Annotated in this window: 23 protein-coding genes; 11 read left to right on the top strand and 12 right to left on the bottom strand. The window is 48.4% G+C overall.

Translation table 11 applies throughout. The annotated features are described in order from the left end of the window. Positions 1 to 3: 3 nt before the first annotated feature. Positions 4 to 2,628: an alanine--tRNA ligase gene (gene alaS / locus ICN24_RS09480; RefSeq protein ID WP_216223380.1), complete on the bottom strand. Its 2,625-nt coding sequence runs from the start codon at positions 2,626 to 2,628 to the stop codon at positions 4 to 6. Between the two features lie 125 nt (positions 2,629 to 2,753). On the opposite strand from alaS, the gene ICN24_RS09475 reads away from it, so the two are divergent. The 3 genes from ICN24_RS09475 (at position 2,754) to ICN24_RS09465 (ending at position 6,592) form a co-directional block, all read left to right on the top strand. Further along, positions 2,754 to 3,212 carry a tripartite tricarboxylate transporter TctB family protein gene (locus ICN24_RS09475; protein ID WP_216223373.1) on the top strand — a complete coding sequence of 153 codons (459 nt, stop codon included), beginning with the start codon at positions 2,754 to 2,756 and terminating at the stop codon, positions 3,210 to 3,212. Between the two features lie 19 nt (positions 3,213 to 3,231). Continuing rightward, positions 3,232 to 4,734 (top strand): tripartite tricarboxylate transporter permease, encoded by a 1,503-nt coding sequence (locus tag ICN24_RS09470; RefSeq protein WP_216223371.1) that lies wholly within the window; start codon positions 3,232 to 3,234, stop codon positions 4,732 to 4,734. Between the two features lie 85 nt (positions 4,735 to 4,819). Next, positions 4,820 to 6,592, top strand: coding sequence for a glutamine--tRNA ligase/YqeY domain fusion protein (locus ICN24_RS09465; RefSeq protein ID WP_216223369.1), 1,773 nt, complete (start codon positions 4,820 to 4,822; stop codon positions 6,590 to 6,592). Here the strand turns inward: ICN24_RS09465 and ICN24_RS09460 are convergent. Beyond that, the gene (locus ICN24_RS09460) at positions 6,573 to 7,460 is read right to left on the bottom strand and encodes an SDR family oxidoreductase (protein ID WP_216223674.1); all 888 of its coding nucleotides are present in this window, start codon (positions 7,458 to 7,460) and stop codon (positions 6,573 to 6,575) included. The two genes, ICN24_RS09465 and ICN24_RS09460, sit on opposite strands and share 20 nt — an antisense overlap. 36 nt (positions 7,461 to 7,496) lie before the next feature. Between ICN24_RS09460 and ICN24_RS09455 the strand changes: the two genes are divergently transcribed. Both ICN24_RS09455 and ICN24_RS09450 read left to right on the top strand, forming a co-directional pair. Beyond that, positions 7,497 to 8,537, top strand: coding sequence for a 2Fe-2S iron-sulfur cluster-binding protein (locus ICN24_RS09455; RefSeq protein ID WP_216223368.1), 1,041 nt, complete (start codon positions 7,497 to 7,499; stop codon positions 8,535 to 8,537). Between the two features lie 70 nt (positions 8,538 to 8,607). After that, positions 8,608 to 9,798, top strand: coding sequence for an acetylornithine transaminase (locus tag ICN24_RS09450; RefSeq protein WP_216223366.1), 1,191 nt, complete (start codon positions 8,608 to 8,610; stop codon positions 9,796 to 9,798). A 31-nt stretch (positions 9,799 to 9,829) separates the two neighbouring features. Here the strand turns inward: ICN24_RS09450 and ICN24_RS09445 are convergent, their stop codons facing one another. From ICN24_RS09445 to ICN24_RS09415, 7 genes are all read right to left on the bottom strand, one after another. Beyond that, the gene (locus ICN24_RS09445) at positions 9,830 to 10,540 is read right to left on the bottom strand and encodes an ABC transporter ATP-binding protein (RefSeq protein ID WP_216223365.1); all 711 of its coding nucleotides are present in this window, start codon (positions 10,538 to 10,540) and stop codon (positions 9,830 to 9,832) included. Then, complete coding sequence (locus ICN24_RS09440; RefSeq protein WP_216223364.1) at positions 10,540 to 11,313, bottom strand: ABC transporter ATP-binding protein; 774 nt, start codon at positions 11,311 to 11,313, stop codon at positions 10,540 to 10,542. The genes ICN24_RS09445 and ICN24_RS09440 overlap by 1 nt, the downstream gene beginning before the upstream one ends. Beyond that, a complete protein-coding gene (locus ICN24_RS09435) occupies positions 11,313 to 12,341 on the bottom strand; it encodes a branched-chain amino acid ABC transporter permease (protein WP_255532640.1) in 1,029 nt (342 codons plus the stop codon). Before ICN24_RS09435 ends, ICN24_RS09440 begins: the two co-directional genes overlap by 1 nt. A 52-nt stretch (positions 12,342 to 12,393) precedes the next feature. After that, on the bottom strand, positions 12,394 to 13,329 hold the full coding sequence (locus tag ICN24_RS09430; protein ID WP_216223362.1) for a branched-chain amino acid ABC transporter permease: 936 nt from the start codon (positions 13,327 to 13,329) through the stop codon (positions 12,394 to 12,396). 64 nt (positions 13,330 to 13,393) lie between these two features. Beyond that, the gene (locus tag ICN24_RS09425; protein ID WP_370623131.1) at positions 13,394 to 14,548 is read right to left on the bottom strand and encodes a branched-chain amino acid ABC transporter substrate-binding protein; all 1,155 of its coding nucleotides are present in this window, start codon (positions 14,546 to 14,548) and stop codon (positions 13,394 to 13,396) included. Between the two features lie 62 nt (positions 14,549 to 14,610). Continuing rightward, on the bottom strand, positions 14,611 to 15,552 hold the full coding sequence (ispH, locus tag ICN24_RS09420; RefSeq protein ID WP_216223360.1) for a 4-hydroxy-3-methylbut-2-enyl diphosphate reductase: 942 nt from the start codon (positions 15,550 to 15,552) through the stop codon (positions 14,611 to 14,613). Between the two features lie 3 nt (positions 15,553 to 15,555). Beyond that, the gene (locus ICN24_RS09415; RefSeq protein ID WP_216223358.1) at positions 15,556 to 16,002 is read right to left on the bottom strand and encodes a peptidylprolyl isomerase; all 447 of its coding nucleotides are present in this window, start codon (positions 16,000 to 16,002) and stop codon (positions 15,556 to 15,558) included. 30 nt (positions 16,003 to 16,032) lie between these two features. On the opposite strand from ICN24_RS09415, the gene radC reads away from it, so the two are divergent. From radC to rpmG, 3 genes are all read left to right on the top strand, one after another. Continuing rightward, a complete protein-coding gene (gene radC / locus ICN24_RS09410; RefSeq protein ID WP_216223357.1) occupies positions 16,033 to 16,728 on the top strand; it encodes a DNA repair protein RadC in 696 nt (231 codons plus the stop codon). A 154-nt stretch (positions 16,729 to 16,882) separates the two neighbouring features. Continuing rightward, positions 16,883 to 17,116 carry a 50S ribosomal protein L28 gene (gene rpmB / locus ICN24_RS09405; RefSeq protein ID WP_011903570.1) on the top strand — a complete coding sequence of 78 codons (234 nt, stop codon included), beginning with the start codon at positions 16,883 to 16,885 and terminating at the stop codon, positions 17,114 to 17,116. A gap of 11 nt (positions 17,117 to 17,127) precedes the next feature. After that, entirely contained in the window at positions 17,128 to 17,295 is a 168-nt protein-coding gene (rpmG, locus tag ICN24_RS09400; protein ID WP_015421876.1) for a 50S ribosomal protein L33, read from the top strand. Between the two features lie 102 nt (positions 17,296 to 17,397). Here rpmG and ICN24_RS09395 read toward each other — a convergent pair whose 3' ends face one another. The 3 genes from ICN24_RS09395 to purN are packed head-to-tail and all read right to left on the bottom strand — an operon-like array spanning position 17,398 to position 20,805. Then, positions 17,398 to 18,591, bottom strand: a complete 1,194-nt coding sequence (locus ICN24_RS09395; RefSeq protein ID WP_216223355.1) for an acyl-CoA desaturase — start codon at positions 18,589 to 18,591, stop codon at positions 17,398 to 17,400. 28 nt (positions 18,592 to 18,619) lie between these two features. Further along, entirely contained in the window at positions 18,620 to 20,179 is a 1,560-nt protein-coding gene (locus tag ICN24_RS09390) for an RsmB/NOP family class I SAM-dependent RNA methyltransferase (protein ID WP_216223353.1), read from the bottom strand. Continuing rightward, entirely contained in the window at positions 20,176 to 20,805 is a 630-nt protein-coding gene (purN, locus tag ICN24_RS09385) for a phosphoribosylglycinamide formyltransferase (RefSeq protein WP_216223349.1), read from the bottom strand. Before purN ends, ICN24_RS09390 begins: the two co-directional genes overlap by 4 nt. 39 nt (positions 20,806 to 20,844) lie before the next feature. Between purN and ICN24_RS09380 the strand changes: the two genes are divergently transcribed. The 3 genes from ICN24_RS09380 to lspA are packed head-to-tail and all read left to right on the top strand — an operon-like array spanning position 20,845 to position 25,149. Then, on the top strand, positions 20,845 to 21,795 hold the full coding sequence (locus tag ICN24_RS09380) for a bifunctional riboflavin kinase/FAD synthetase (protein WP_216223347.1): 951 nt from the start codon (positions 20,845 to 20,847) through the stop codon (positions 21,793 to 21,795). Then, entirely contained in the window at positions 21,770 to 24,649 is a 2,880-nt protein-coding gene (ileS, locus tag ICN24_RS09375; RefSeq protein ID WP_370623130.1) for an isoleucine--tRNA ligase, read from the top strand. The genes ICN24_RS09380 and ileS overlap by 26 nt, the downstream gene beginning before the upstream one ends. 11 nt (positions 24,650 to 24,660) lie before the next feature. Then, positions 24,661 to 25,149 (top strand): signal peptidase II, encoded by a 489-nt coding sequence (gene lspA, locus ICN24_RS09370; RefSeq protein ID WP_216223334.1) that lies wholly within the window; start codon positions 24,661 to 24,663, stop codon positions 25,147 to 25,149. The last annotated feature ends 7 nt before the right edge of the window (positions 25,150 to 25,156 follow it).

Raw genomic sequence — 25,156 nt, 5'->3', positions numbered from 1 at the left:
CACTCATTTGCTAGCCACCCAATCTCTTACGCCTGCTAGTGCAGCACCGAGCTTGCTTGGATCATTACCACCAGCCATTGCCATTTCTGGCTTGCCGCCACCTTTGCCGCCCACCTGTTGGGCTACAAAGTTCACCAAATCACCTGCCTTAACTTTGCCAATAGAGTCCGCGGTAACGCCAGCAATCAAACTCACCTTATCGCCTTGTACTGAAGCCAACACAATGGCAGCGGTCTTTAACTTGGCTTTGAGGGCGTCCATCGTTTCACGCAGTACACCTGCATCAGCACCATCAAGACGCGCTGCGAGCACTTTGAGTCCATTGACATCTACTGCTTGACCAGCTAACTCATCACCCTGGCTTGCCGCCAGCTTTGAATTTACTTTATCCAATTCGCGCTCTGCCTGGCGCAGACTCTCTTGCAACTGCGCAACACGATTCACTAAATCACCAGGATGGGTTTTAAGAATGGTTGCAGCTTCGTTGACCTTATCTTCCAACGCTTGCAAGAACTGAAGTGCATGCTTACCAGTCACCGCCTCTACTCGACGAATACCAGCTGCAACGCCGCCCTCAGAAACAATCTTCAAGCTGCCGATATCACCAGTGCGCCCTACGTGGGTACCGCCACAGAGCTCTTTAGAGGAGCCGATTTCCAATACACGTACTTCGTCGCCATACTTCTCTCCAAACAGCATCATGGCACCTGTCTTTTGCGCATCTTCTAAAGACATGACCTTGCCAGAGGTGGCAGTATTTTCCAAAATCTCTTCATTAACAATGTCTTCAATACGGCGAATCTGCTCTGCCGTAATCGGTGCATTGTGGGTAAAGTCAAAACGGGTCTTGGTAGCATCTACCAAAGAGCCTTTTTGCTGCACATGATCGCCCAAGACTTCCCGCAATGCTTTATGCAAGATATGGGTAGCGCTATGGTTGCGCATCGTATCGGTTCTTTGTTGAACATCCACTAAGGCATTTAGTGCGTCACCTACCTTAATCTCGCCCTCAAGAACTTCCCCTTGGTGACCGAATACGTCAGCCTGAATCTTGAAGGTATCCTCAACCGCAAAGCGGACAGACTCATTGCGCAGCTCACCCTGATCGCCAACCTGGCCACCTGACTCAGCATAGAAAGGAGTGTTATCCAGCACGATTACAGCAGCATCGCCCGCCTTCACAGAGGTCACTTCAGAGCCATCAACATAAAGCGCTGTTACTTTGGCGCCCTCATGCTTCAGGGTATCGTAGCCATGAAACTGAGTAGGTTTGCCTTTGTAATCGAGGCCTTGAGCCACTTTGAACTTGCCAGCAGCTCTGGCCTGATCCCGCTGCTTTTGCATCGCAACTTCAAAACCTTCGGCATCAACGGTGACGCCACGCTCACGACAAACGTCTGCAGTTAAGTCCAATGGGAAACCAAATGTGTCATGGAGACGGAAAGCAGTTTCGCCATCTACCATTTTTGCCCCACCAGCTAAAGCACCATCCAAAATTTCCATGCCATTGGCAATCGTTTGGAAGAAGCGCTCTTCTTCTTGCTTGAGCACTTCACTCACTTTATCTTGTGCTGCACGCAATTCCGGATAGGCATCGCCCATTTCTTTGACGAGCGCCGGAACTAGTTGATAGAAGAATGGTTTGCGTGCACCTAACTTATAACCATGACGAATCGCACGACGCGCAATCCGACGCAGCACATAACCACGCCCTGCATTGCCGGGAATAACACCATCCACCACAATGAAGCTACACGCACGAATATGGTCAGCAATCACTCTGAGTGAAGGGCTTGCGGCATCACAGTTTTCACCGCCCGCGCCATCTACCGCATCCTTGGAGGCCTGAATGAGATTGACGAAGAGGTCGATTTCATAATTGGAGTGAACGTGCTGCAAGACTGCGGCAATGCGCTCAAGCCCCATGCCAGTATCCACACTAGGCTTAGGCAGTGGATGCATGACGCCCGCTTCATCGCGATTAAATTGCATGAAGACGTTGTTCCAAATTTCGATAAAACGATCACCATCTTCTTCTGGGCTACCTGGAGGGCCGCCAGGAATATGTTCACCATGATCGTAAAAAATTTCCGTGCAAGGACCGCATGGACCGGTATCCCCCATCATCCAGAAATTATCCGATGCGTAGCGTGCGCCCTTGTTATCGCCAATACGAATAATCCGCTCAGCAGGCACACCAATTTGATCTTTCCAAATAGCATATGCCTCGTCATCTTCAGCATAGACAGTCACCAATAGTTTGTCTTTTGGCAATTTGAAAACTTGGGTTAATAAGTCCCAAGCAAATTGAATGGCATCTTTCTTGAAGTAGTCCCCAAAGGAAAAATTACCCAGCATCTCAAAAAAGGTGTGGTGACGTGCGGTATAGCCCACGTTATCGAGGTCATTATGTTTGCCGCCCGCCCGAATACATTTTTGGGCGGTCGTTGCACGGCTATAAGGGCGCTTATCAAAGCCGAGAAAAACATCCTTAAATTGGTTCATCCCCGCATTAGTAAACAGCAGCGTGGGGTCATCCCCCGGCACTACTGGGCTGGAGGGAACGATTTGGTGGCCTTTTTGGGCAAAGAAATCCAGGTAAGCCTGGCGAATTTGGGAGACTTTCATGCTGATAATTATCGCATTGGCACCTGTCTAGGGCAAACCCTAGACAGGACACCCCCGTAGTGCCTTACAATCCCACAACATCAATAAATAAGTCGGCAAAAAAGCCGATACAAAAGGAGCGCAACTTGGAAATCCGTAATCAAAAAGATTTTGGGGCCGGCCTGATGTATATGGTCATTGGCCTATTTTTTACCTATATGGCCACCCAGTATCAAATGGGCACCGCCGCCAAAATGGGCCCAGGCTATTTCCCATTCTGGCTGGGATTAGTAATGACGGCTTTAGGCCTCTTGATTCTTGTTAAATCAATGAGCGCAAAAGCAGCCATTGAAAAGATTCCTCCATTTAACTGGAGAATTATTGGCCTAATTACTGGCTCTGTTGTCCTCTACGGCATCTTATTGCCAACCATGGGCTTCATCGTGGCGGTATTTGTTTTGGTATTCATGTCTGCAAGTGCTAGCCATGAATTCAGCTGGAAGGGCACTTTAATTAACGCCACCTTCCTCATCTTCTTTACATACTCGGTATTCGTTTTGGGCCTCAAGCTTCAGTTCCCATTACTACCTTTCTTTCTTCAATAACGAACCGGGATACTAAAAAATGGACTTATTTGCTAATTTAGCTCTCGGTTTCGATACCGCGTTTACTTTACAAAACCTTCTGTACTGCCTGATTGGCTGTGTATTGGGTACTTTGATTGGCGTGTTGCCAGGCCTTGGCCCAATTGCAACGATTGCGATGCTCTTGCCAGCCACTTACGCCTTGCCTCCAATCGCTGCATTGATTATGTTGGCCGGTATTTACTACGGCTCACAGTACGGTGGCTCCACAACCGCAATTTTGCTCAACATTCCGGGAGAAACGTCCTCGGTCGTCACGGCGATCGACGGCTATCAGATGGCCCGAAATGGTCGAGCCGGTGTAGCGCTCTTTACCGCTGGTATGGGCTCATTCTTTGCTGGTTGCGTTGCGACTTTAGTACTAGCCGCATTTGCCGCACCACTCTCACAGCTCGCATTTAAGTTTGGCCCCGCTGAGTATTTCTCATTGATGGTCTTGGGCTTGATCGGTGCCGTAGTTCTAGCATCTGGCTCCCTGATTAAAGCGATCGGCATGATCGTATTAGGCTTGCTCATGGGCTTGATTGGCACCGACGTGAACTCCGGTGTTTCTCGCTATGCATTTGACATTCCTGAATTGAGCGACGGCATCGGTTTCGTTGCAGTGGCCATGGGTGTGTTTGGATTTGCCGAGATCATGAGTAACCTCGAGAAGAAGGATGAGGATGAGGGCTTCTTAAACAAGATGACCACCATGATCCCTACCAAGCAAGATGTGAAGCGCATGATTCCTTCCATTTTGCGCGGTACAACGATTGGCTCTATCCTCGGCATCTTGCCAGGTGGTGGCGCTGCATTGGCCGCCTTTGGCGCCTACTCTGTTGAGAAGAAATCCTCTAAGTACAGCCACGAATTTGGACATGGCGCGATCGAAGGTGTTGCCGGCCCAGAATCCGCTAACAACGCTGCCGCTCAAACCTCATTCATTCCATTGCTTACTTTAGGTATCCCACCAAACGCAGTGATGGCTTTGATGGTTGGTGCGATGACGATTCATAACATTCAGCCAGGTCCACAGGTAATGACCAGCAACCCAGCATTGTTCTGGGGTCTGATCGCATCAATGTGGATTGGTAATGTGATGTTGATTCTCTTGAACTTACCCCTCATTGGTATTTGGGTAAAACTCTTGAAGATTCCTTATCGCTTTATGTATCCAGCCATTTTGGTTTTCTGTTGTATCGGTGTGTACACCGTAAACAACACTGTGTTTGACGTTTATGTAACTGCCGCCTTTGGCATCATTGGTTACCTCTTCTTCAAACTCGGCTGCGAACCACCTCCATTGCTTTTGGGCTTTGTTTTGGGGCCAATGATGGAAGAGAACTTCCGCCGCGCTTTATTGCTGTCCCGCGGTGATTTCACAACCTTCTTAACCCGCCCACTGTCGCTTGGCTTACTCATTGCGTCAGCCCTCTTGGTGGTTATGGTGACCTTGCCAGCAGTAAAGAAGACTCGCGAAGAAGCCTTCGTCGAAGACTGATCGTCCCAGCCTTCCCAGAAACGAGCCCGCAGCAGTTTGCGGGCTTTTTCTTTATGGACCTCGGGGTTTTCTCTACAATGTGGCTATGTCCCAAGATAGCAAACCCTCTAAAGCCGCTGTTGGCGCAATCGCCGAACCATCGAATTTCTTACGTCAGATCATTGATCAGGACCTAGCAAGTGGCGCCTTTGCTCAGCGTACCAATTTAGCGGGCGAAGCGATTCCTTCCATCATTACGCGCTTTCCACCAGAGCCAAACGGTTACCTGCATATTGGCCACGCCAAAAGTATTTGCCTGAACTTTGGCCTTGCGGCCGATTACAACAATCAAGCTGGCGGCGCGCGTTGCAATATGCGCTTGGATGACACCAACCCTGTAAAAGAAGATGTTGAATACGCCGACAGCATTTTGGATGCGGTGAAATGGCTTGGTTTTGATTGGGGTACACATCTTTATCATGCAAGCGATTACTTTGATCAACTCTATCAGTTCGCAGAAATTCTGATTGAGAATGGCAAAGCATATGTTGACAGTCAAAGTGCTGATGACATTCATACGAATCGCGGCAACTTTGGGCAAGTCGGAAAAAATAGCCCCTATCGCGATCGCAGCCCCGCTGAAAATCTTCAGCTGTTTCGCGATATGCGCGATGGTAAATTTAAAGATGGCGAGCATGTACTGCGCCTAAAGATCGATATGGCACATCCGAATATCGTGATGCGCGATCCCGTGGTTTACCGTATCCGCCATACCGACCACCATCGCACCGGCAGCAAGTGGTGTATTTACCCGCTGTATGACTTCACCCATTGCATCTCTGATGCCTTAGAGAATGTCTCTCACTCGATTTGCACGCTCGAATTTGAAAACAATCGTCCGCTCTATGACTGGATTGTGAACGCACTCAAGGAATTGGGCGTCTTCAAAGATCCCGTTCCCCATCAATACGAGTTCGCCCGCCTCAATCTGACTTATACCATCACCAGCAAACGCAAGCTGTTGCAGCTCGTAGAAGAAAAACATGTAGATGGCTGGGATGACCCACGTATGCCGACGATCGTTGGTATCCGTCGCCGCGGCTATACCCCAGAAAGTATTCGCTTATTCTGCGAACGCATTGGTGTTTCAAAGGCTGACAGCTGGATTGATATGAGCACCCTTGATCAAGCCTTGCGCGATGATCTTGAGGCGAAAGCACCACGCGCCACTGCAGTACTTAAGCCACTGAAGTTGGTGGTAGAAAATTTTGATGCTTCTGCTAGTGAAGCTTGTTCAGCACCACGCCACCCTCAGCATCCTGAATGGGGCAATCGTGATTTTCATTTCACACGCGAGTTGTGGATTGAGGCGGATGATTTTATGAAAGAGCCGATCAAGGGCTTTTTCAGACTTTATCCACCAATTGGTGACCAGCCAGGCAGTCGAGTACGCTTGCGCCACGGCTTTGTCGTGGAATGCACAGGCTTTGAGACTGATGCGCAGGGCAATGTCACACAAGTCAACGTGACACACTTCCCAGATAGTAAGAGCGGCACCCCAGGCTCCAACAATTACAAGGTGAAGGGCAATATTCACTGGATTAGCGCTGCTGAAGCAATCCCTGCTGAAGTACGTCTTTATGACCACCTCTTTAATGATCCTCATCCAGATAGTGGTGATAAGAATTTCCTGGATGCAATCAACCCCCATTCCAAAGAAACACTTACCGCTTACTTAGAGCCTTGTATGAAAGATGCCAAAGCAGAGGATCGTTTCCAGTTTGAGCGTCATGGCTACTTTGTTGCCGATAAGGCAGACTCTCAACCTGGCAAGCCTGTTTTTAATCGGACGGTTGGCCTCAAGGATTCTTGGAAGTAGCCTTCAAAAAATCGGCCACGCTGGGATAACGCAGCGGGGTTTTCAACTCATGCAGTCGCTGGTTGCTCACTCGCCTAGACTCGCGCATGAACGACCAAAGCATTGGACTGACGATTTTTTGTAACTCACTCGCAGGCAAACGGGGTGGCCTCTTCAAGCCATAGGCGTCTGCCACCTCATCAAAGTAATCCCCCATCTTAGTTTCACCACCATCGCAGGTATTGATCACTCTTTGAGGTTTGCCGTGATAAACCGCAGCACACACCAATCGCGCCAAATCATCACTGTGAATATGGTTTGAATAGGCATCTTCTTCTGGCAGTAAAGCTGGGGTTTGGGCATGCAGTCGATCGAGAGGCAAACGATCTGCCGCGTAAATGCCGGGGACTCGCAAGATGGTAATAGCAACTCCATGCGCAGGCCCCCACAAACGCAAAATACGTTCAGCATCCACCCGCCTTTGCGCACGCTCGCTTTGAGGGCTAACCGGGGTCGACTCGCTCACTTTGGCGCCACGATGATCCCCATAGACCCCTGTAGTGCTGATATAGATCAGGCGCCTGACGGCATTTGAGCCTTGGGCTAAAATTCTGAGCAGGTTACGGGTTCGGTAGTCACGATTTCCTTGATTTTGGGGTGGCGCCAAATGAATCACAGTTTGCGCTAAACCCGCAAGGCGCCATAAGGTTTCTGGATGATCCAGATTGCCCAAAATTGGAATCGCTCCGACCCCCCTCAATTCCTGAAAGCGACCTTGCGAAGAAGTCAGGGCAAAAACTCGATGGCTTCTAGAGAGCTGTCGAGCCACCCGCAAACCAATGTCGCCGCAGCCAATAATCAGAATTGAAGGTTTACCAAAAGATTGCATAAGTAACATCGTAACGACTTATTGAAAGGAATGAGAGTGTCTTATCAAGTCACGCTCAAAACGAGCGGCAAACAATTTACTGTTAACCAGGATGAAACCCTCCTGGAGGCCGCCCTTCGCCAAGGCATTAACTTACCCTATGGCTGCAAAAATGGTGCCTGCGGTTCTTGCAAAGGCAAGGTCCTAGAGGGCCAGGTAAATCATGGTCAACACAGTGATAACGCCCTGAGTAAAGCTGATGAGACGGCTGGCGGAATTTTATTTTGCTGCTCTCACCCGCAATCAGACCTACTCATTGAAGCGCGTGAGGTTCAGGGTGCAGGCGATATTGCCATTCGTAAAGTCCCCTGTCGCGTCAACGCCATCGCCAAACCTAGTAATGACGTCGCTATTCTGAAACTCCAACTGCCAGCCGCAGAACGCTTTCAGTTCCTAGCAGGCCAGTACATCGAATTCCTCCTGAAAGATGGCCAGCGCCGTGCCTACTCTATTGCTAACGCACCCGAACAAGAAGGCCCACTAGAGCTACACATTCGCCATCTTCCCGGCGGACTATTTACCGACTTTGTATTTGGGGTAAGCAATCCAGCATTAAAAGAAAAAGATATTTTGCGCTTTGAAGGCCCCCTGGGAAGTTTCTTCTTGAGAGAGGATTCCAAAAAACCCATCGTCTTTTTAGCTGCTGGCACCGGCTTTGCACCGATCAAATCCATCATTGAACAAATGCAGGCAAAGAAGATCGATCGACCAATCAAGCTGTATTGGGGCGGACGTCGTCCAAGCGATCTCTACTTAAATGATTTGTGTAAAACCTGGGAGCAAGCCATCCCGAACTTCCAATACATTCCGGTGATTTCTGATGGACTGCCAGAGGATGCTTGGCAGGGCCGCACCGGCTTTGTGCATCAGGCCGTCATGGAAGACCATCCTAATCTCAAGGACTTTCAGGTTTATGCCTGCGGAGCGCCTGTCATGGTCAATGCCGCCAGAAATGACTTTTCATCGAAATGTCATCTGCCCGAGGAAGAATTCTTTGCCGACTCCTTTACCAGTGCCGCAGATCTGGTCGCCAATTAACTCCTAGAAAATAAAACGCATTCAGTTGGATAATAGAAACCTTAACAGCCCCTTATTACATAAAACCAGCATGAGCCAGCCAGCCCCTATCGATACCCACTCAGTAATGTTCATTACTCAACGCCCAGATGTGGTGATGGTTGAGGGTCAAGGCTCATGGTTAACGGATAACAATGGCAAGCGCTATTTAGATTTCCTACAAGGATGGGCCGTCAATTGCTTGGGTCATGGCAATCCTGGAATGATTGAAGCGCTCAATGCACAAGCAAAAAAGCTGATTAATCCTAGCCCTGCGTTTTACAACGAGCCGATGATTGGCTTATCCAATTTACTCACTAGCAATAGCTGCTTTAATAAAGTTTTCTTTGCTAATAGCGGCGCCGAAGCAAATGAAGGTGCCATTAAGCTGGCACGTAAATGGGGGCAACTCAATAAAAACGGTGCCTTTGAAATTATCACCTTTGACCATAGCTTTCATGGGCGCACATTAGCAACTATGAGCGCCTCTGGAAAACCAGGCTGGGATACGATGTTTGCACCGCAGGTGCCCGGCTTTCCAAAAGCAGATCTGAATGATTTGGATTCAGTGAAAAAGCTGGTGAACGATAAAACAGTTGCAGTTATGCTAGAGCCTGTTCAAGGTGAAGGTGGCGTCATTCCCGCTACAAAAGAATTCATGCGTGAACTGCGTAAGTTCACCAAAGAAAACAATATCCTCTTGATTGCAGATGAAGTGCAGGCGGGTTGCGGCCGAACGGGTACCCTCTTTGCCTATCAGCATTACGGTATCGAGCCCGACATCATGACCTTAGGAAAAGGTATTGGTGGTGGGGTGCCCTTGGCTGCGCTAATGGCAACAGATGCTGTTGCCTGCTTTGTGCCTGGCGATCAGGGCGGCACTTATAACGGCAACCCTCTAATGACTGCTGTTGGTATCAGTGTGATTGAGCAATTATTGGCACCTGGATTTTTAGACAGCGTGAAAGCCAAAGGTGAGCTGCTGAAGTCAGAACTCTTAAAGTTATGCGCAGAATTTCATCTTGAAGGCGAGCGTGGCGAAGGCTTATTGCGTGCCCTCATGCTAGGCAAAGATATTGGCCCGAAGCTCGTAGAGCTCGCCCGTGATCGCGGTCCAGAAGGATTGCTGATCAACTCCCCAAGACCAAACTTACTTCGCTTTATGCCAGCTTTGAACGTGAGCGATGACGAAATTCGTCAGATGTGCAATATGCTGCGCGAGCTACTCAAACAGACTGTGTAAACAGCAATCCGAATCAGCCAACTAAGCCTACTTATTCACCTAAGTAGGCAGTTCGTACTCTGGGATCTTGCAGCAAGTCTTGTCCAGAGCCCGTAAGAGTCACCAATCCACTCTCCATCACGTAAGCACGATCAGCCATCTGCAGCGCTAGTCTGGCATTTTGCTCGACCAACAGAACCGTCATGCCAGCAGCAGAGAGATGACGAATCACATCAAAAATGGTTTCAACCATCATGGGCGATAAACCCATTGAGGGCTCATCCAACAATAAGAGTTTAGGCCCGGCCATCATTGCCCTACCCATAGCCACCATTTGTTGTTCGCCGCCAGAGAGCGTTCCTGCTAACTGCGAAAGACGCTCTTTTAAACGCGGGAAATAATGAAAGACTTCTTCTAATTTTTGCGCAATGGCCTGCGGATCTTTTTTCAAGAACGCGCCCATCTGTAGATTTTCCAAGATTGTCATGCGCTTAAATACCCCGCGCCCCTCCGGAACTAAGCCGAGGCCCAGGCGTACCAACTCATACGCAGGAAGGGGGTTGGTGCGCTGACCTAAGAAATCAATCGCACCAGCAGCAGGCCTTAATAAACCGGCAATTGCTTTTAGACTGGAACTCTTGCCTGCGCCATTGGCGCCAATCAAGGCCACCAGCTCTCCTGGGTTGACATGCAAATCAATGCCTTTGACTGCATTAATCCCGCCGTAAGCTACTTTCAAATCTTGAACCTGGAGCAACGACATCACACCGCCCCCTGTCCAAGATAAGCCTTAATGACCTCAGGGTGAACGCGAACATCCGCTGGCTTTCCAGCGGCAATGACTTTGCCGTAATCTAAGACCGTCAAGTGATCGCAAATCCCCATGACCAAGCTGACATCGTGCTCAATCAATAAGATCGTCTTGCCGTCAGCGCGAATACGCAATAAAAGCTCGCGCAATTCCAACTTTTCAGTAGCGTTCATACCGGCCGCAGGCTCATCTAAAGCCAAAAGCTTTGGCTCGGTTGCAAGCGCCCGCGCTATCTCCAGACGACGTTGATGTCCATACGATAAATTGCGTGCTTGCATGTCTGCATATTCACTCAATCCAACATAGGCCAGTAGTGCACGAGATTTTTCCCGTATCACCCGCTCCTCACACCTAGTAGAGGGAAAGCGAAAAATAGCACCCAAAACACCAGCCTTCGATCGGCAATGGCATCCCACCATCACATTCTCTAGAACTGACATCTCACCAAAAAGGCGAATATTTTGAAAGGTTCTCGCCAATCCTGATTTGGTTACCTCCGATACGGACTCTGGGAAGTAGCCTTTGCCATCAAACAAGAATATTCCAGAGTCTGCTGGATAGAGGCCTGTAATCACATTAAAGAAGGTGGTCTTCCCAGCCCCATTAGGACCAATCAGGCCCACAATGGCGCCATGAGGGACCTGCAGCCCAACTGAATCCAAAGCCTGTACGCCGCCAAAGCGCTTAGAAACATCAGTGACATCAAGAAGCAAATGCGTAGACATTATTTGCTATCTCCCTTTTGCCAAATTCCACCGGGTCGATACAGCATGATGAGAATCAATGCCAAACCATAAATTAATTGACGAATCACTTCCACATCAACGATCACATGACCAAACAGCGCCTTTTGAATTGGCTCGGCAACGCCACGCAGCACCTCTGGGAAGACTGCCAATACGATTGCGCCCAAGATCACGCCCGGAATATGCCCAATACCGCCCAGCACTACCATCGCAAGTACTACGATCGATTCCCACAAAGTAAATGACTCTGGCGAAACAAATCCTTGGAAAGCAGAAAAGAGTACACCTGCAACGCCAGCAAAAGAGGCGCCAATGGCAAATGCCAACAATTTCATATTGCGCGTGTTAATACCCATCGCCTTTGCAGCAATCTCATCTTCACGAATGGCCACCCAAGCCCGTCCAATGCGAGAGTTTTGTAAATGCAGGCACACAATCGTGACGGCAATAGCTAAAGCCAGAAAGAGGTAGAACACCAAATACAAGCCGGGAACCTGAACAAATCCTAGGTCCAGGGGTTTGGTAAATGAAATCCCAAATAATTGGAGTGGGTCAATTGCAGTAATTCCCTTGGGGCCATTGGTCAGATTCAATGGGCGATCCAAATTATTCATAAAGATGCGAATAATTTCACCAAAACCCAAAGTCACGATAGCCAAATAGTCTCCTCGTAACTGCAGGGTAGGCAAGCCCAAAATCATGCCGAATAGCGCGGCCAACAAAATAGCAAACAGAGCTACCACCCAAGGTGAAAAATGCATGCCTTGAGGCAGTGCAGCAGCAATCGTTTCAAAATGCTGCGGCAAATGCGGGGAGGCCAATAAAGCGTAGCTATAGGCACCTAAGGCATAGAAGGCAATGTATCCCAAGTCAAGAAGACCGGCAAAACCAACTACAACATTCAGACCTAAGGCAAGAACGATATAGAGCAAAGCAAAATCCAGTACGCGAACCCAGTAGTTGCCACCACCCGCCCCAACAACCCAGGGAAGGAGCATCAATGCCAAAGCTCCTAAACAAAGATAGGCAGAACGATTGAGATGATTGGCAAGAAGTCGCTTAAGCACGATCAGAAACCTTCTCGCCCAATAAGCCGGTTGGACGTAATACCAATACCAAGATGAGTACTAAGAATGCAAAGATGTCTTGATAGTTTGAACCAAATACACCACCCGTTAGCTCACCGATATAACCCGCGCCCAATGCCTCTATCAAGCCAAGCAAAAGACCGCCGAGCATGGCGCCCTGCAAATTTCCAATGCCGCCAAGAACGGCTGCTGTAAATGCTTTTAGGCCCGGGATGAAGCCCATATAAAAATGGACATTGCCATAGTTGCTAGCAATCATGACGCCAGCTAGACCGGCGAGCGCCCCGCCCAACATGAAGGTAATCGAAATAACGCGATTCGGATTTACGCCCATCAAAGCAGCAATTTGGGTTTGCTCTGCGGTCGCGCGCATTGCTCTGCCAAGCTTGGTTTTTTCTACCAGAAATAACAAGCCACACATCACCGCCAAGGCCACCACAATGATGATGATCTCTTTGCCAGTGATCGTTGCACCAGTAGTACCAAGCTCAATGGGGCTAGATGGTAGCAACTGCGGATAGGTCATGGGATTTCTAGACCAAATTAACATCGCAATGGTTTGCAGCAAGATAGACATGCCGATAGCCGAAATCAGAGGCGCTAAACGGGGGGCATTGCGCAGTGGACGATAAGCAATTCGCTCAATCCAGTAACTCAGTCCAGCGCAGACTGCCATCGTCACCGGCAAAACAATTAATAGTGTTAACCAACCAGGAAGATCGCTGGTTACGCTTAATATCAAACGCAACAATGACAGCGACACCATGGCGCCAATCATCAGCACTTCACCATGGGCAAAGTTAATAATCCCCAACACGCCATAGACCATGGTGTAGCCCAAAGCAATCAAGGCATAGATGCTGCCGAGCACTAAGCCATTGATGATTTGCTGAAGAAAAATATCCATTCGTAAATTAAATGCAGGGGCACTTAAAAAGAGCACCGCAATTGCGGCGCTCTTTCAGTGTTTCTTACATATTGATCACATCAAGAACCGTTTTCTTTTTGTCCTTGAAATCATACAAAGTAATCACGCCTTCTTTCATATCGCCTTTATTGTCAAAAGCAATATTACCGATCAAACCATTCATCTTGGTGTCTGGCATGACCACTAAAATCTTGGCTGGATCAGTAGAGTTTGCACGCTTCATGGCATCTACCAAGACATAGACAGCATCATAGGTAAATGGAGCATAAATTTGAACATCCGCGTTAAAGCGCTCTTTGTAACGCTTTTGGAAGTCAGCGCCTTGAGCCATCTTCGAGAGCGCCTTACCCGCCTCAGAGCAAGTCACATTCACGACTGCATCACCAGCCAGTTCAGCCAATTTTTCAGTGCACATGCCATCGCCACCAACCACTTTGGCTTTGATGCCTAATTCAGCAGCCTGCTTTACTAGCGGCCCACCGGTTGCATCCATACCACCATACATAATGACATCTGGCTTACTACCCTTAACCTTCGTGAGAATCGCCTTAAAGTCGGTAGCCTTGTTATTGCTGGCTTCACGAGTCACAACCTTCACACCAGCAGCTTTGACTGTTTTCTCAAACTCATCAGCCAGACCTTTGCCGTACTGAGAAGAATCATCAATGATGGCTACCGTCTTCGCGTTGAGCGTTTTAGCAACGTAATTTCCAAGTGCTGGGCCTTGTTGCGCGTCAGTCGCTACTAGGCGATAAGTCGTTTTAAAGCCTTGCTTGGTGTAATCCGGATTTGTTGAAGATGGAGAGATCTGGGTAATGCCTGCATCACTATAAATTTTTGAAGCAGGAATACTGGTTCCAGAATTCAGATGGCCAACTACACCAACCACTTTTGCATCCACTAATTTTTGCGCAACCTGAGTGGCTGTCTTAGGATCTTCTGCATCATCCTCGGGAACTAAAGTAAGCACCACTTTTTTACCATCAATAGTGAGTCCGGCTTTATTAATTTCTTCAAGCGCTAAACGCGCGCCATTCTCATTGTCTTTACCTAAGTGGGCGATTGGACCAGTCAGTGGCGCTACATGCCCAATCTTGACTTCAACGCCATCCGCAGCAACGGCAGCAGACTTGTTGTCACCTTTACCGCAAGCAGCCAGAATCAAGGCTGTGACAGATAAAGCGATAGCAGTTTTCATAAAAATCACTTTTGACGCCTTTGAATTACTCATCTACAGCTCCTTTGTTATGAATCAATACTTCAGTCGACTAAATTTTTAGGCAAAGAGAAAGTAACATCCTCTACCACCCCTGACAAAGCGCGCACGGACCGTGGACCGAATTCTTGAATACGCGCCACAATGGATTGCGCCAAGCTCTCCGGGGCTGATGCGCCCGCCGTTAAGCCCACGCGTTTTTTTCCTACAAACCACTCTGGTTTCAATTGCTCTGGGGCATCGACCATATAAGACGGAACGCCCAACTTTTCAGACAATTCACGCAAGCGATTCGAGTTCGAACTCGTTGCGCTACCAACCACAATAACAAGCTCCACTTGAGGTGCCATAAATTTCACGGCATCTTGGCGATTCTGGGTGGCATAACAAATATCTTGTTTGCGAGGTTGAACAATGCTTGGAAATTTTTTGGTGAGCGCTTCCACAATTTCTTTGGTTTCATCAACCGATAAAGTGGTTTGTGTAACAAACGCAATTTTTTCATCCGCTGGAAAAGTGAGCTTGGCAACATCCGCTACTTTTTCAATCAAGAAAACACCTTCTTTGACTTGCCCCATAGTGCCTTCAACTTCAGGGTGACCAGCATGACCAATCATCAATACCGTAAAACCCTCTTTGCACATCTTGATCACTTCAAGATGGACCTTCGTTACCAGTGGACAAGTGGCATCGTATACCTGCAGACCACGCTCCTGAGCATCTTTGCGCACTTCCTGAGAAACGCCATGCGCACTAAACACCACAATGCCGCCTTTAGGAACCTCGTGCAGCTCTTCTACAAATACGGCACCCTTGTTGCGCAATTCATTGACTACATAAGCGTTATGCACAATTTCATGTCGCACATAAATTGGAGCACCAAAGCGAACCAGTGCTTCATTCACGATATTGATGGCACGATCGACTCCCGCGCAAAAGCCACGGGGTTGAGCCATCAAGATTTCAGCGTTATCAAGCGTACTCATGCTTTACAAAATGGCAACGATTTGCGCTTCAAAAGTAACCTCACGACCTGCCAAGGGGTGATTGAAATCAAACCAGGCGCCCTCCTCATTAATCGATTGCAGTACACCAGCATATTGCGCGCCTCCGGGCGCATTAAATTCAATCACATCACCGGGATTGAATTCCACATCGTCATCACGACCTTCTTTGAGAGCTTTCAAAGAAACCCACTGCACCAAATCTTCTTTGCGCTCTCCAAAGCTTTCATCCGGAGCAAGTAAGGCACTCTTTTTATCGCCCACACCTAAACCCAATAATACTTTTTCAAAGCAAGGTGCAAATTGTCCAGATCCCATCAACACCGTCGCAGGACGATCAACGAACGTATTGATGTAGTCCTCCCCATTGGGCAAAGTCAGCCGATAGTTGAGGGTCAAGTAAGAGTTAGGCAAAACAGTAAGCTTGGTCATAAGGTGATTGTATCTAGGCCAACGGCAATCATGGAATCCCCAATCCCAAATTGGCCCAAAATGGAGCAACCTCGAGAAAAGCTCCGCAGGTATGGTGCTAAAGCCTTGAGTGACGCCGAATTGTTGGCTATTTTTTTGCGGGTCGGCATCCAAGGGAAAAGCGCCGTCACGCTTGCCCACGATTTACTCCATCACTTTGGCAGCCTACAGCGCTTACTCGCCAGCCCCGCAGAGGAATTTATCTGCATTCATGGCATGGGACTCTCGAAATGGGCGCAGATTCAAGCAGCCTACGAGCTGGTTAAGCGCAGCCTTGAAGACAGTCTTGCCCAGGACTCTATTTTTTCCTCCCCAGGTCACGTCAAAGAGTTCTTGCAAACCACTATTGGCGGCCTGCCGCATGAAGTCTTTCTGTGCCTATACCTTGACTCCCGACTGCACCTGATTGAGTGCCACGAGCTTTTTAGGGGCTCAATTGCCCAGACCGCCATCTACCCCCGGGAAGTCCTCAAAGAGGCTCTTCGCAGAAATGCCAGCGCCTTAATCGTGGCCCATAACCACCCCAGCGGGAACCCCCTACCCAGCCAGGCAGATCAAGAGTTAACCAAGACCCTGCAAAGCGCCCTTCAATTGGTTGATATTCCCCTTTTAGATCACTGCATCGTTAGTCAGAGCGGATTTTTCTCTTTTTCTGAGGCTGGCCTGATGAATATTGGTAATAAATGATAGCAATTACTAACTTTATAGCTATTTTGAGGGCGTTTTAGCCAATTTCTACCCATTTTTGCCTATTGCCCCAAAACTAAAGCCAATTAGGGCTAGCCCAAAATAGGCCTAGGCTGATACAATCTTCTTTTTTCGCAATTAATGGAGTTATGTCATGGCAAAAGTTTGCCAAGTCACTGGGAAGAAGCCGATGGTTGGCAACAATGTATCCCATGCAAACAATAAAACGAAGCGTCGCTTTTTGCCGAATTTGCAAAACCGTCGTTTCTGGGTTGAATCTGAAAACCGTTGGATTAGCTTGCGCTTAACCAATGCTGGTTTGCGCGTTATCGACAAGAATGGCATCGATGCTGTTTTGTCTGATCTTCGTGCACGTGGCGAAATTTAAGGAGCGCACAAATGGCTAAAGGCGGCAGAGAAAAAATCAAATTAGAGTCATCAGCTGGTACTGGTCACTTCTATACAACTTCAAAAAACAAGCGTACAAAGCCTGAAAAAATGGAGATCATGAAGTTTGATCCAACCATTCGCAAGCACGTTGCTTATAAAGAAACCAAGCTCAAATAAGTATTGATTCAATACCTGTTTGTAGCAAACAAAAAAACCCGCTCATCAGCGGGTTTTTTGTTGTCTCAATTTTCTTTCAGGTCGCTTGTAACTCGTATTTGTTTATGCGTAACGACGCAACCGTAATGAGAATTCACGCAAGCTCGTTAAGCCACTATCTTCCGCACGCTGACACCATGCATGAAGTTGCGCAAGCAATTGCTCGCGCGTTGCATTAGAGCGGCCCCAGATAGCCTGTAGGTCGCGACGCATCTCAATCATCTTACGCAGCTGGGCATTGCTCGCCATCAGTTCTTCGAGCTTGGCTTTCTCCTCATGACTCAGGCGAGATTCATCCTTTACCAACCAGCTACGTGCATCACTCAAATGAGTGGCAAGTACCTGCATGTGCTGCACTTCATTGCTAAAGAAATTGCGCAGGGTTTTGCTATAGCGCGCCATGATTTCATAACGATTCGCAATGATGGCTTCTAGTGTATTTTGATCAGCAGGACGCAAATCACTCAATACGGGCTTAGGAGGCGTCTTCTTCACTGTCGCCAAACCTACAGTGCTCATCATCTGAATGTAGAGCCAACCAATATCAAACTCGTACCATTTGTTAGAGAGCTTAGCGCTCGTGGCAAAGGTGTGGTGATTGTTGTGTAGCTCTTCGCCACCAATCAAAATTCCCCACGGAAAAATATTCCTTGAAGCATCTTCACAATCGAAATTGCGATAGCCCCAGAAGTGGCCAATACCATTGATCACTCCAGCAGCAGTAATCGGAATCCACAACATCTGTACTGCCCAGACTGTCAAACCAACTGCCCCAAACAAAAACACATCAATGATGAGCATGATGGCAACACCCTGCCAAGAAAACTTGGAATACACATTGCGCTCAAGCCAATCATCTGGAGTGCCATGGCCAAACTTGTCCATCGTCTCTTGATTTTTCGCTTCTTGTTTGTAGAGCTCAGCACCGCGCGATAAAACCGTAGTGATACCGAGAATTTGCGGGCTGTGCGGATCATCCACCGTCTCACATTTAGCATGGTGTTTGCGATGAATGGAGGCCCACTCCTTTGTCACCATGCCGGTGGTTAACCACAGCCAAAGACGGAAAAAATGGGAAACAATCGGATGCAGGTCTAAAGCACGATGGGCCTGACAACGATGAAGAAATATGGTGACGGCAGCAATGGTCACGTGAGTCACGGCCAAGGTAAATAAGGTGATTTGCCACCACGACCAATCTAAATAACCATTGGCTAGCCAATTGAGGAATAAATCAAAACCTGAAGCTGTATTCAAAAGGGAGTCCCTAAAGAGGTCTAAACCCTTATTTTAGTTCGTCTGCAGCTTTCTTGGTTTTGACTTTTGCCGTCTTTACCGCCTCTTTTTCAGAGTCTTCGCTCTTCGTAGCCGCTTTTTTCTGGAAGACTGCCCCAAAAAAGCCATCGGTACCATGAATATGGGGCCATAACTGCCACCAAGGATTGTCAACAGAACATCCTAGTGGCAATTTATCCTTTGGAAACAATGGCTTAAGAACTTCAGCAGCCGGAACCGCCTCAAAATTCGGGTGTTTCGCCAGGAAATCCTCTGCAATTGCTTGATTTTCTTGGGGTAATAGGCTGCAAGTGGCATATACCAGCCGACCGCCTGGCTTGAGTAAACGTGCTGCTGAAGCCAGAATGCTCATCTGCTTTTGGTTCAGCTCAAGGACCCCAGCGGGGGTTTGGCGCCACTTGAGGTCTGGATTGCGACGTAAGGTACCCATGCCACTACAAGGGGCATCAACCAAGACGCGATCGATTTTTCCAGCCAAGCGCTTGATCTTGGCGTCGTTCTCACTATCTATCCATACCGGATGCACATTTGAAAGACCGCTACGAGCCTGCCTTGGCTTCAAATTAGCCAAACGGCGCTCAGATGTATCAAATGCATACAAACGGCCTGTGGAGCGCATTAAGGCGCCAATAGCCAAGGTTTTGCCACCAGCGCCAGCACAGAAATCAACCACCATCTCGCCACGCTTCGGGGCAAGTAAGTAAGCCAACAGCTGACTACCCTCATCTTGCACCTCAAACATACCCGCCTTAAAGCCGGCGGTATTTTGCAATGCAGGCTTACCCATAATGCGCACACCATCGGGTGCATATGGAGTTGGAATTGCTTGATAACGTCCACCCAATGCATTCATTTGCGCAAGCAAATCTTCGCGATTAGTTTTCATGGTGTTCGCACGCAAATCTAAAAGTGCCGGATGCATTAATGATTTTGCTAACGCTTCGCGTGTCTCTTCGCCGGGATATTTTCCAAATGCATCCCACAACCACTCGGGTAAATTGTTACGCACCAATGGATTTAATGCGGCAGCATCGATCGTGGCAAAACGTTGCAACCACTCATATTCACCTGCCTTTAGCACGTGCGCCAAATCAGCGATAGCGCTTTCAGGACGGTTAGCCGAGCCCAAGCCACCTTCAGAGAGCGCAGACAGCAAACCCAATAGGGCTAAGCGTCTAGCCTGGGAGCCTTCACCGCTCACGGCAAATTGTGAGAACTCATTTTTACGACGCAAAATTGCAAAAGCGCTCTCCGCAATTAAGGCGCGATCACGATTTCCTAACTGGGGTTCTGCGCGGAAATAACGACTGACTACACGATCAGCCGGCTGCTCAAAGCTGAGCAACTCAGGCAGTAAGCGCTCTAGGTGAATCGCATGCTGAGGCAGTGCTTTTGCATTTGAAAAATTCTTTTGACCTTCAGGCGCGATCAAATTACCACTGGCATTGCGTCGCTCAGGACGACGCAAAGGATCTCTCGATTTCGCTGCGTAACTTTTATGCGGAGCCAATCTGTTGCCAGATTTCCGCGGCGGACGTTCTGCGCTCATAATTTAAAAAATTGCGACTCTGGGGGTTGTAACTTCACTTGATTACCTTCTATTCGCAATCGTCCATCAAGGAACCATTTTACGGCCCGCGGGTAAATCTGATGTTCGGCAGTCAAAACACGAGCAGCGAGCGTGTCGGCCGTATCGTCTGCGAGCACTGGCACAGAGGCCTGGCAAATCACTGGCCCCTCATCAACACCCTCATTCACGAAATGCACGGTAGCACCGTGCTCCTTGACCCCGGCCTCCAAGGCGCGCTCATGCGTATGTAAACCCGGGAATGCGGGGAGCAGGGCGGGATGAATATTGATCAAACGGCCTTCAAAATGGCGAATAAAGCTGGGGGTCAGAATCCTCATGAATCCCGCCAATACAACCAAATCAGCCCCCAACTCATCAATTTTCGCAATGAGGGCGGCATCGAAGGATTCACGACTCGGGTGCTCCTTGTGTTCAATAGCAAAGGCTGGAATACCCTGCGAGCGAGCAAAATCAAGGCCCTTAGCCGCAGAGTGATTGGCTATCACCCCAGCAAATTTGACTGGCCATTGCTCTTTTTGAGCAGTTTTAACGATGGCCTCGAAATTGGATCCGCGGCCTGAGATTAAGGTAACGATAGAAAGCATGCCCACAATATAATTGATGGCTACCCTGAAAGCGATTTTGTGAACGTATTCCGTGGCCCGACCCAGTTTTCTGCAGGACCTGCTTGTGCCCTAACCATCGGTAACTTCGATGGCGTGCACAGGGGTCATCGCGCCCTACTGACGCAACTCGCAGAGGGCGCCAAGGAACGCAATCTTGTCAGCTGCGTCATGACCTTTGAGCCACATCCCAAAGAATTCTTTTCCCCCGATCAGGCGCCTCCTCGCATTTTGAACTTGCGCGACAAATTAGCTGCGCTGGCCCAAATCGGAATTGATCGGGTAGTCGTAGAACACTTCAACACCGCATTTGCGCGTCTCACTCCAGAAGCATTTGTTTCTGAAATTATTGTGAAGCGCCTAAATGCCAAGTGGATTTTGATTGGTGATGACTTTTGCTACGGCGCAAAACGTGCTGGCAATTTTGCTAGCCTCAAAGCAGCTGGTGAAAAATATGGTTTTGAAGTTTCCAGCTTACAAACCATCTTAGAAGATGGCGAGCGCATTTCTAGTTCAGCATTGCGCGCTGCACTTGCTCATGGGGATATGAAACAGGCTGAGAAATTACTAGGTCGCCCTTATGGAATTTCTGGTCACGTGATTCATGGACAGCAATTAGGTCGTCAGTTAGGCTTTCCTACATTGAACTTAGCAGTTGCTAATCATTTACATCATCGCAAGCCAGCGACCACTGGCATTTTTACTGCACGAGTGTTGGGACTGAGTGATAAAGCCTTGCCGGCCGTGGCTAGCCTGGGCGTGCGGCCCACGGTAGAAGATGAAGGTCGCGTATTACTAGAAACACATATTTTTGATTATCAACAAGATGTCTACGGAAAAATTATCACCGTAGAGCTCTTAGAAAAAATTCGTGATGAGGCCAAGTATGATGACCTCGACACCCTTACCAAAGCTATTGCAGCAGATGCAGAGCACGCCAGAAATTATTTCCAGAAAAAAGCTTATGTCTGAAAAAGAAAACTCTTATCCCGTCAATTTATTAGACACCTCCTTTCCGATGCGTGGAGATCTAGCTAAACGTGAACCACAATGGGTTGCCCAATGGCAAAAAAATAAGCTCTACGAAAAAATTCGTGCAGCACATGCCAATCAACCGAAGTTCATTCTTCATGATGGCCCTCCCTATGCAAATGGTGACATTCATATTGGTCACGCGGTTAACAAGATTTTGAAGGACATGATTGTTAAATCTCGTTGGCTCATGGGATTTGATTCTGCATACGTACCCGGTTGGGATTGCCATGGCATGCCAATTGAAATTCAGATTGAAAAGCAATTTGGCAAAAATTTACCAACTGCTGAAGTGCAGGCTAAAGCCCGCGCCTATGCCCAAGTTCAAGTGGATAAGCAGAAGAAAGATTTTGAGCGTCTAGGTGTATTGGGGGATTGGAACAACCCTTACCTCACCATGAATTACCGCAATGAGGCCGATGAAATCCGCGCCTTGGGCAAGATCTGGGAAAAAGGCTATGTTTTCCGTGGCTTAAAGCCAGTGAACTGGTGTTTTGATTGTGGCTCGGCTCTAGCGGAAGCAGAAGTGGAGTATCAGGACAAGACCGATCCAACGGTTGATGTTGGATTTGCCTTCGATGATGCGCAACGCCCTCAACTGGCAAAAGCATTTGGACTTAGCGAGTTGCCCAATAAGCCTGGACAGATTGTCATTTGGACAACAACGCCCTGGACTATTCCCGCCAACCAGGCAATGAATGTGCATCCTGAATTGACCTACGCTTTGGTTGATGTGGGCGACAAGCTCTTGATTCTTGCCAAGGATCGCGTTGAGACCTGTTTACAAGATTACGGCCTGGAAGGCAAAGTGATTGCTACCTGCCAAGGTGTGCAGTTAGCGAATATTTCTTTCTGGCATCCACTAGCATCCTTACATGAAGGCTACAAGCGTTTATCACCTATCTATCCTGCAGAATACGTCACGCTCGATACTGGTACTGGCATTGTTCACTCAGCACCTGCATATGGTGAGGAAGACTTTAAATCTTGTAAAGCCAATCAGTTAGCAGATAAAGATATTCTGAATCCAGTGATGGGTAATGGTGTATATGCCTCTTGGTTGCCGCTATTTGCAAATGAGTATATTTGGAAAGCCAATCCCAAAATTGTGGAAGCAATGCGTGAAGCAGGCAGCCTGCTGCGTGACAAAACATACACCCACTCTTATATGCATTGCTGGCGCCATAAGTCACCGATTATTTATCGCGCTACTTCACAATGGTTTGCTAGCATGGACAAGCAACCATCTGATGGCAAGGCCAGCTTACGTGAAACCGCATTAGCTGGTATTGATCAGACCGACTTCTTTCCTGCTTGGGGTAAGCAACGCTTACACAGCATGATTGCTAATCGCCCTGACTGGACTCTCTCGCGCCAACGCCAATGGGGCGTACCGATGGCCTTCTTTGTTCATAAAGAAACTGGTGATCCTCACCCACGCACCGTTGAGTTGCTAGAAGAAGTTGCTAAGCGCGTAGAACAGGGTGGCATCGAAGCTTGGCAGCAACTAGAGGTCTCCGAATTACTGGGCACTGAAGCTGCTCAGTATGAAAAGAATCGGGATACCCTCGATGTCTGGTTTGACTCCGGAACTACCCACTGGCATGTGATTCGCGGTTCACATCGCGATGAGCTACTCACTGCCGCCGCACAAACTCCCAATGGGCGCTTAGCCGATCTATATTTAGAAGGCTCGGACCAACACCGTGGCTGGTTCCACTCTTCCCTTCTGACTGGTGCCATGCTCGATGGTAAGCCGCCCTACAAAGCGCTCTTAACGCATGGCTTTACCGTTGATGGCCAAGGCCGCAAAATGAGTAAGTCCGTTGGTAATGTGATCGCCCCACAACAAGTAGCCGATAAGTTGGGCGCTGAAATTATTCGCCTCTGGGTTGCCTCTACCGATTACTCCGGTGAGATGACCATCTCTGACGAGATTCTCAAGCGCGTGACCGAAAGTTATCGCCGTATTCGCAATACCTTGCGCTTCTTGCTTGCCAATCTGTCAGATTTTGATCCTAGCAAGCATGCCATGCCTGCAGATCAGTGGTTGGAAATTGATCGCTATGCAGTCGCTCTAGCCAATCAGCTACAAGGTGAGATTGAAGCGCACTACCAAGCATACGAATTTCATCCAGCCGTGTCTCGCATGCTGTCATTCTGCTCCGAAGATTTGGGTGGGTTCTATTTGGACATCCTCAAAGATCGTCTTTACACCAGCGCGCCTAATTCAGCAGATCGTCGTGCAGCACAGAACGCGCTTTTCCACATTACGCGCAATCTATTGAAATGGCTCTCGCCCTTCCTTTCCTTTACTGCGGAAGAAGCATGGCAAGATTTTCCACATGGCTCCGGCAGCAAGCCATCCGAATCCATCTTTATGGAAGAGTTTGGCGCCTTCCCTCAAATTGCCGATGCTGGCGAGTTGCTCGCTAAATGGAATCGAATCCGCGAAATCCGTTCTGAAGTGACTAAGGCAATCGAGATTGAGCGTGAGGCTGGCAATGTTGGCTCATCACTTCAGGCTGAGCTGACTATTAAATTAGGTGATGTTGATTTTGCAATCCTGCATTCACTAGAAGATGACTTGCGATTTGTCACAATCACCTCAAGTGCCAATATTGAATTAAGCAATTCAGGCCTAGAGGTTCTGGTGCGCGGAAGTCAATATAAAAAATGTGGTCGCTGCTGGCATCACACGAAAGACGTTGGTGCTAATACTGATCATCCAGAGCTCTGTGGTCGCTGTATCAGCAACCTCTTTGGCGATGGTGACCATCGCTTGTTTGCCTAAGCGAATACTTCATGAGCATTTCTTTTCTGCGCTGCCTAGCCATTGCTACGATCACCCTACTCTTAGATCAAGCAAGCAAATGGTTGGCGCTGAGCAGCTTGCAAATGGGTGCTCCAGAGCCGGTGCTCCCTTTTTTAAATTGGTTGCTACTTTTTAATCCTGGCGCTGCGTTTTCATTCCTTGCCCAAAGCTCTGGCTGGCAACGCTGGTTCTTTACAATTCTGGGATTAGTGGCATGCGCCTACATTCTTCTGATGTTGCGTAAGCATCAGAATGAACACTTACTCTGCGTAGCGCTGAGTCTGATTTTAGGTGGTGCTTTAGGCAACGTTCTGGATAGGCTCATGTATGGCGCAGTGGTCGATTTTATTGATTTCCACTACGGCAGTTGGCACTGGCCAGCCTTTAATATTGCAGATAGCGCCATCTGCATTGGTGCCGCCCTCATTATTTGGGGTGAATTACGCAAGTCATTTGGCAAAACTCCTCAATCCCATTAAGCTGGCG

Origin of the sequence: Polynucleobacter sp. UK-Kesae-W10 (assembly GCF_018881575.1) — a bacterium.
GTDB lineage: Bacteria > Pseudomonadota > Gammaproteobacteria > Burkholderiales > Burkholderiaceae > Polynucleobacter.
The sequence above is the reverse complement of the archived record's forward strand: the minus strand, read 5'-3'. Positions and strand labels throughout refer to the sequence as shown.

Coding starts and splice junctions, on each gene's coding strand:
- alaS (WP_216223380.1), bottom strand. CDS start 2,628: ATGAAAGTCTCCCAAATTCGCCAGGCTTACCTGGATTTCTTTGCCCAA.
- ICN24_RS09470 (WP_216223371.1), top strand. CDS start 3,232: ATGGACTTATTTGCTAATTTAGCTCTCGGTTTCGATACCGCGTTTACT.
- ICN24_RS09465 (WP_216223369.1), top strand. CDS start 4,820: ATGTCCCAAGATAGCAAACCCTCTAAAGCCGCTGTTGGCGCAATCGCC.
- ICN24_RS09460 (WP_216223674.1), bottom strand. CDS start 7,460: ATGCAATCTTTTGGTAAACCTTCAATTCTGATTATTGGCTGCGGCGAC.
- ICN24_RS09450 (WP_216223366.1), top strand. CDS start 8,608: ATGAGCCAGCCAGCCCCTATCGATACCCACTCAGTAATGTTCATTACT.
- ICN24_RS09445 (WP_216223365.1), bottom strand. CDS start 10,540: ATGTCGTTGCTCCAGGTTCAAGATTTGAAAGTAGCTTACGGCGGGATT.
- ICN24_RS09440 (WP_216223364.1), bottom strand. CDS start 11,313: ATGTCTACGCATTTGCTTCTTGATGTCACTGATGTTTCTAAGCGCTTT.
- ICN24_RS09430 (WP_216223362.1), bottom strand. CDS start 13,329: ATGGATATTTTTCTTCAGCAAATCATCAATGGCTTAGTGCTCGGCAGC.
- ICN24_RS09425 (WP_370623131.1), bottom strand. CDS start 14,548: ATGAAAACTGCTATCGCTTTATCTGTCACAGCCTTGATTCTGGCTGCT.
- ispH (WP_216223360.1), bottom strand. CDS start 15,552: ATGAGTACGCTTGATAACGCTGAAATCTTGATGGCTCAACCCCGTGGC.
- ICN24_RS09415 (WP_216223358.1), bottom strand. CDS start 16,002: ATGACCAAGCTTACTGTTTTGCCTAACTCTTACTTGACCCTCAACTAT.
- radC (WP_216223357.1), top strand. CDS start 16,033: ATGGAATCCCCAATCCCAAATTGGCCCAAAATGGAGCAACCTCGAGAA.
- rpmB (WP_011903570.1), top strand. CDS start 16,883: ATGGCAAAAGTTTGCCAAGTCACTGGGAAGAAGCCGATGGTTGGCAAC.
- rpmG (WP_015421876.1), top strand. CDS start 17,128: ATGGCTAAAGGCGGCAGAGAAAAAATCAAATTAGAGTCATCAGCTGGT.
- ICN24_RS09390 (WP_216223353.1), bottom strand. CDS start 20,179: ATGAGCGCAGAACGTCCGCCGCGGAAATCTGGCAACAGATTGGCTCCG.
- purN (WP_216223349.1), bottom strand. CDS start 20,805: ATGCTTTCTATCGTTACCTTAATCTCAGGCCGCGGATCCAATTTCGAG.
- lspA (WP_216223334.1), top strand. CDS start 24,661: ATGAGCATTTCTTTTCTGCGCTGCCTAGCCATTGCTACGATCACCCTA.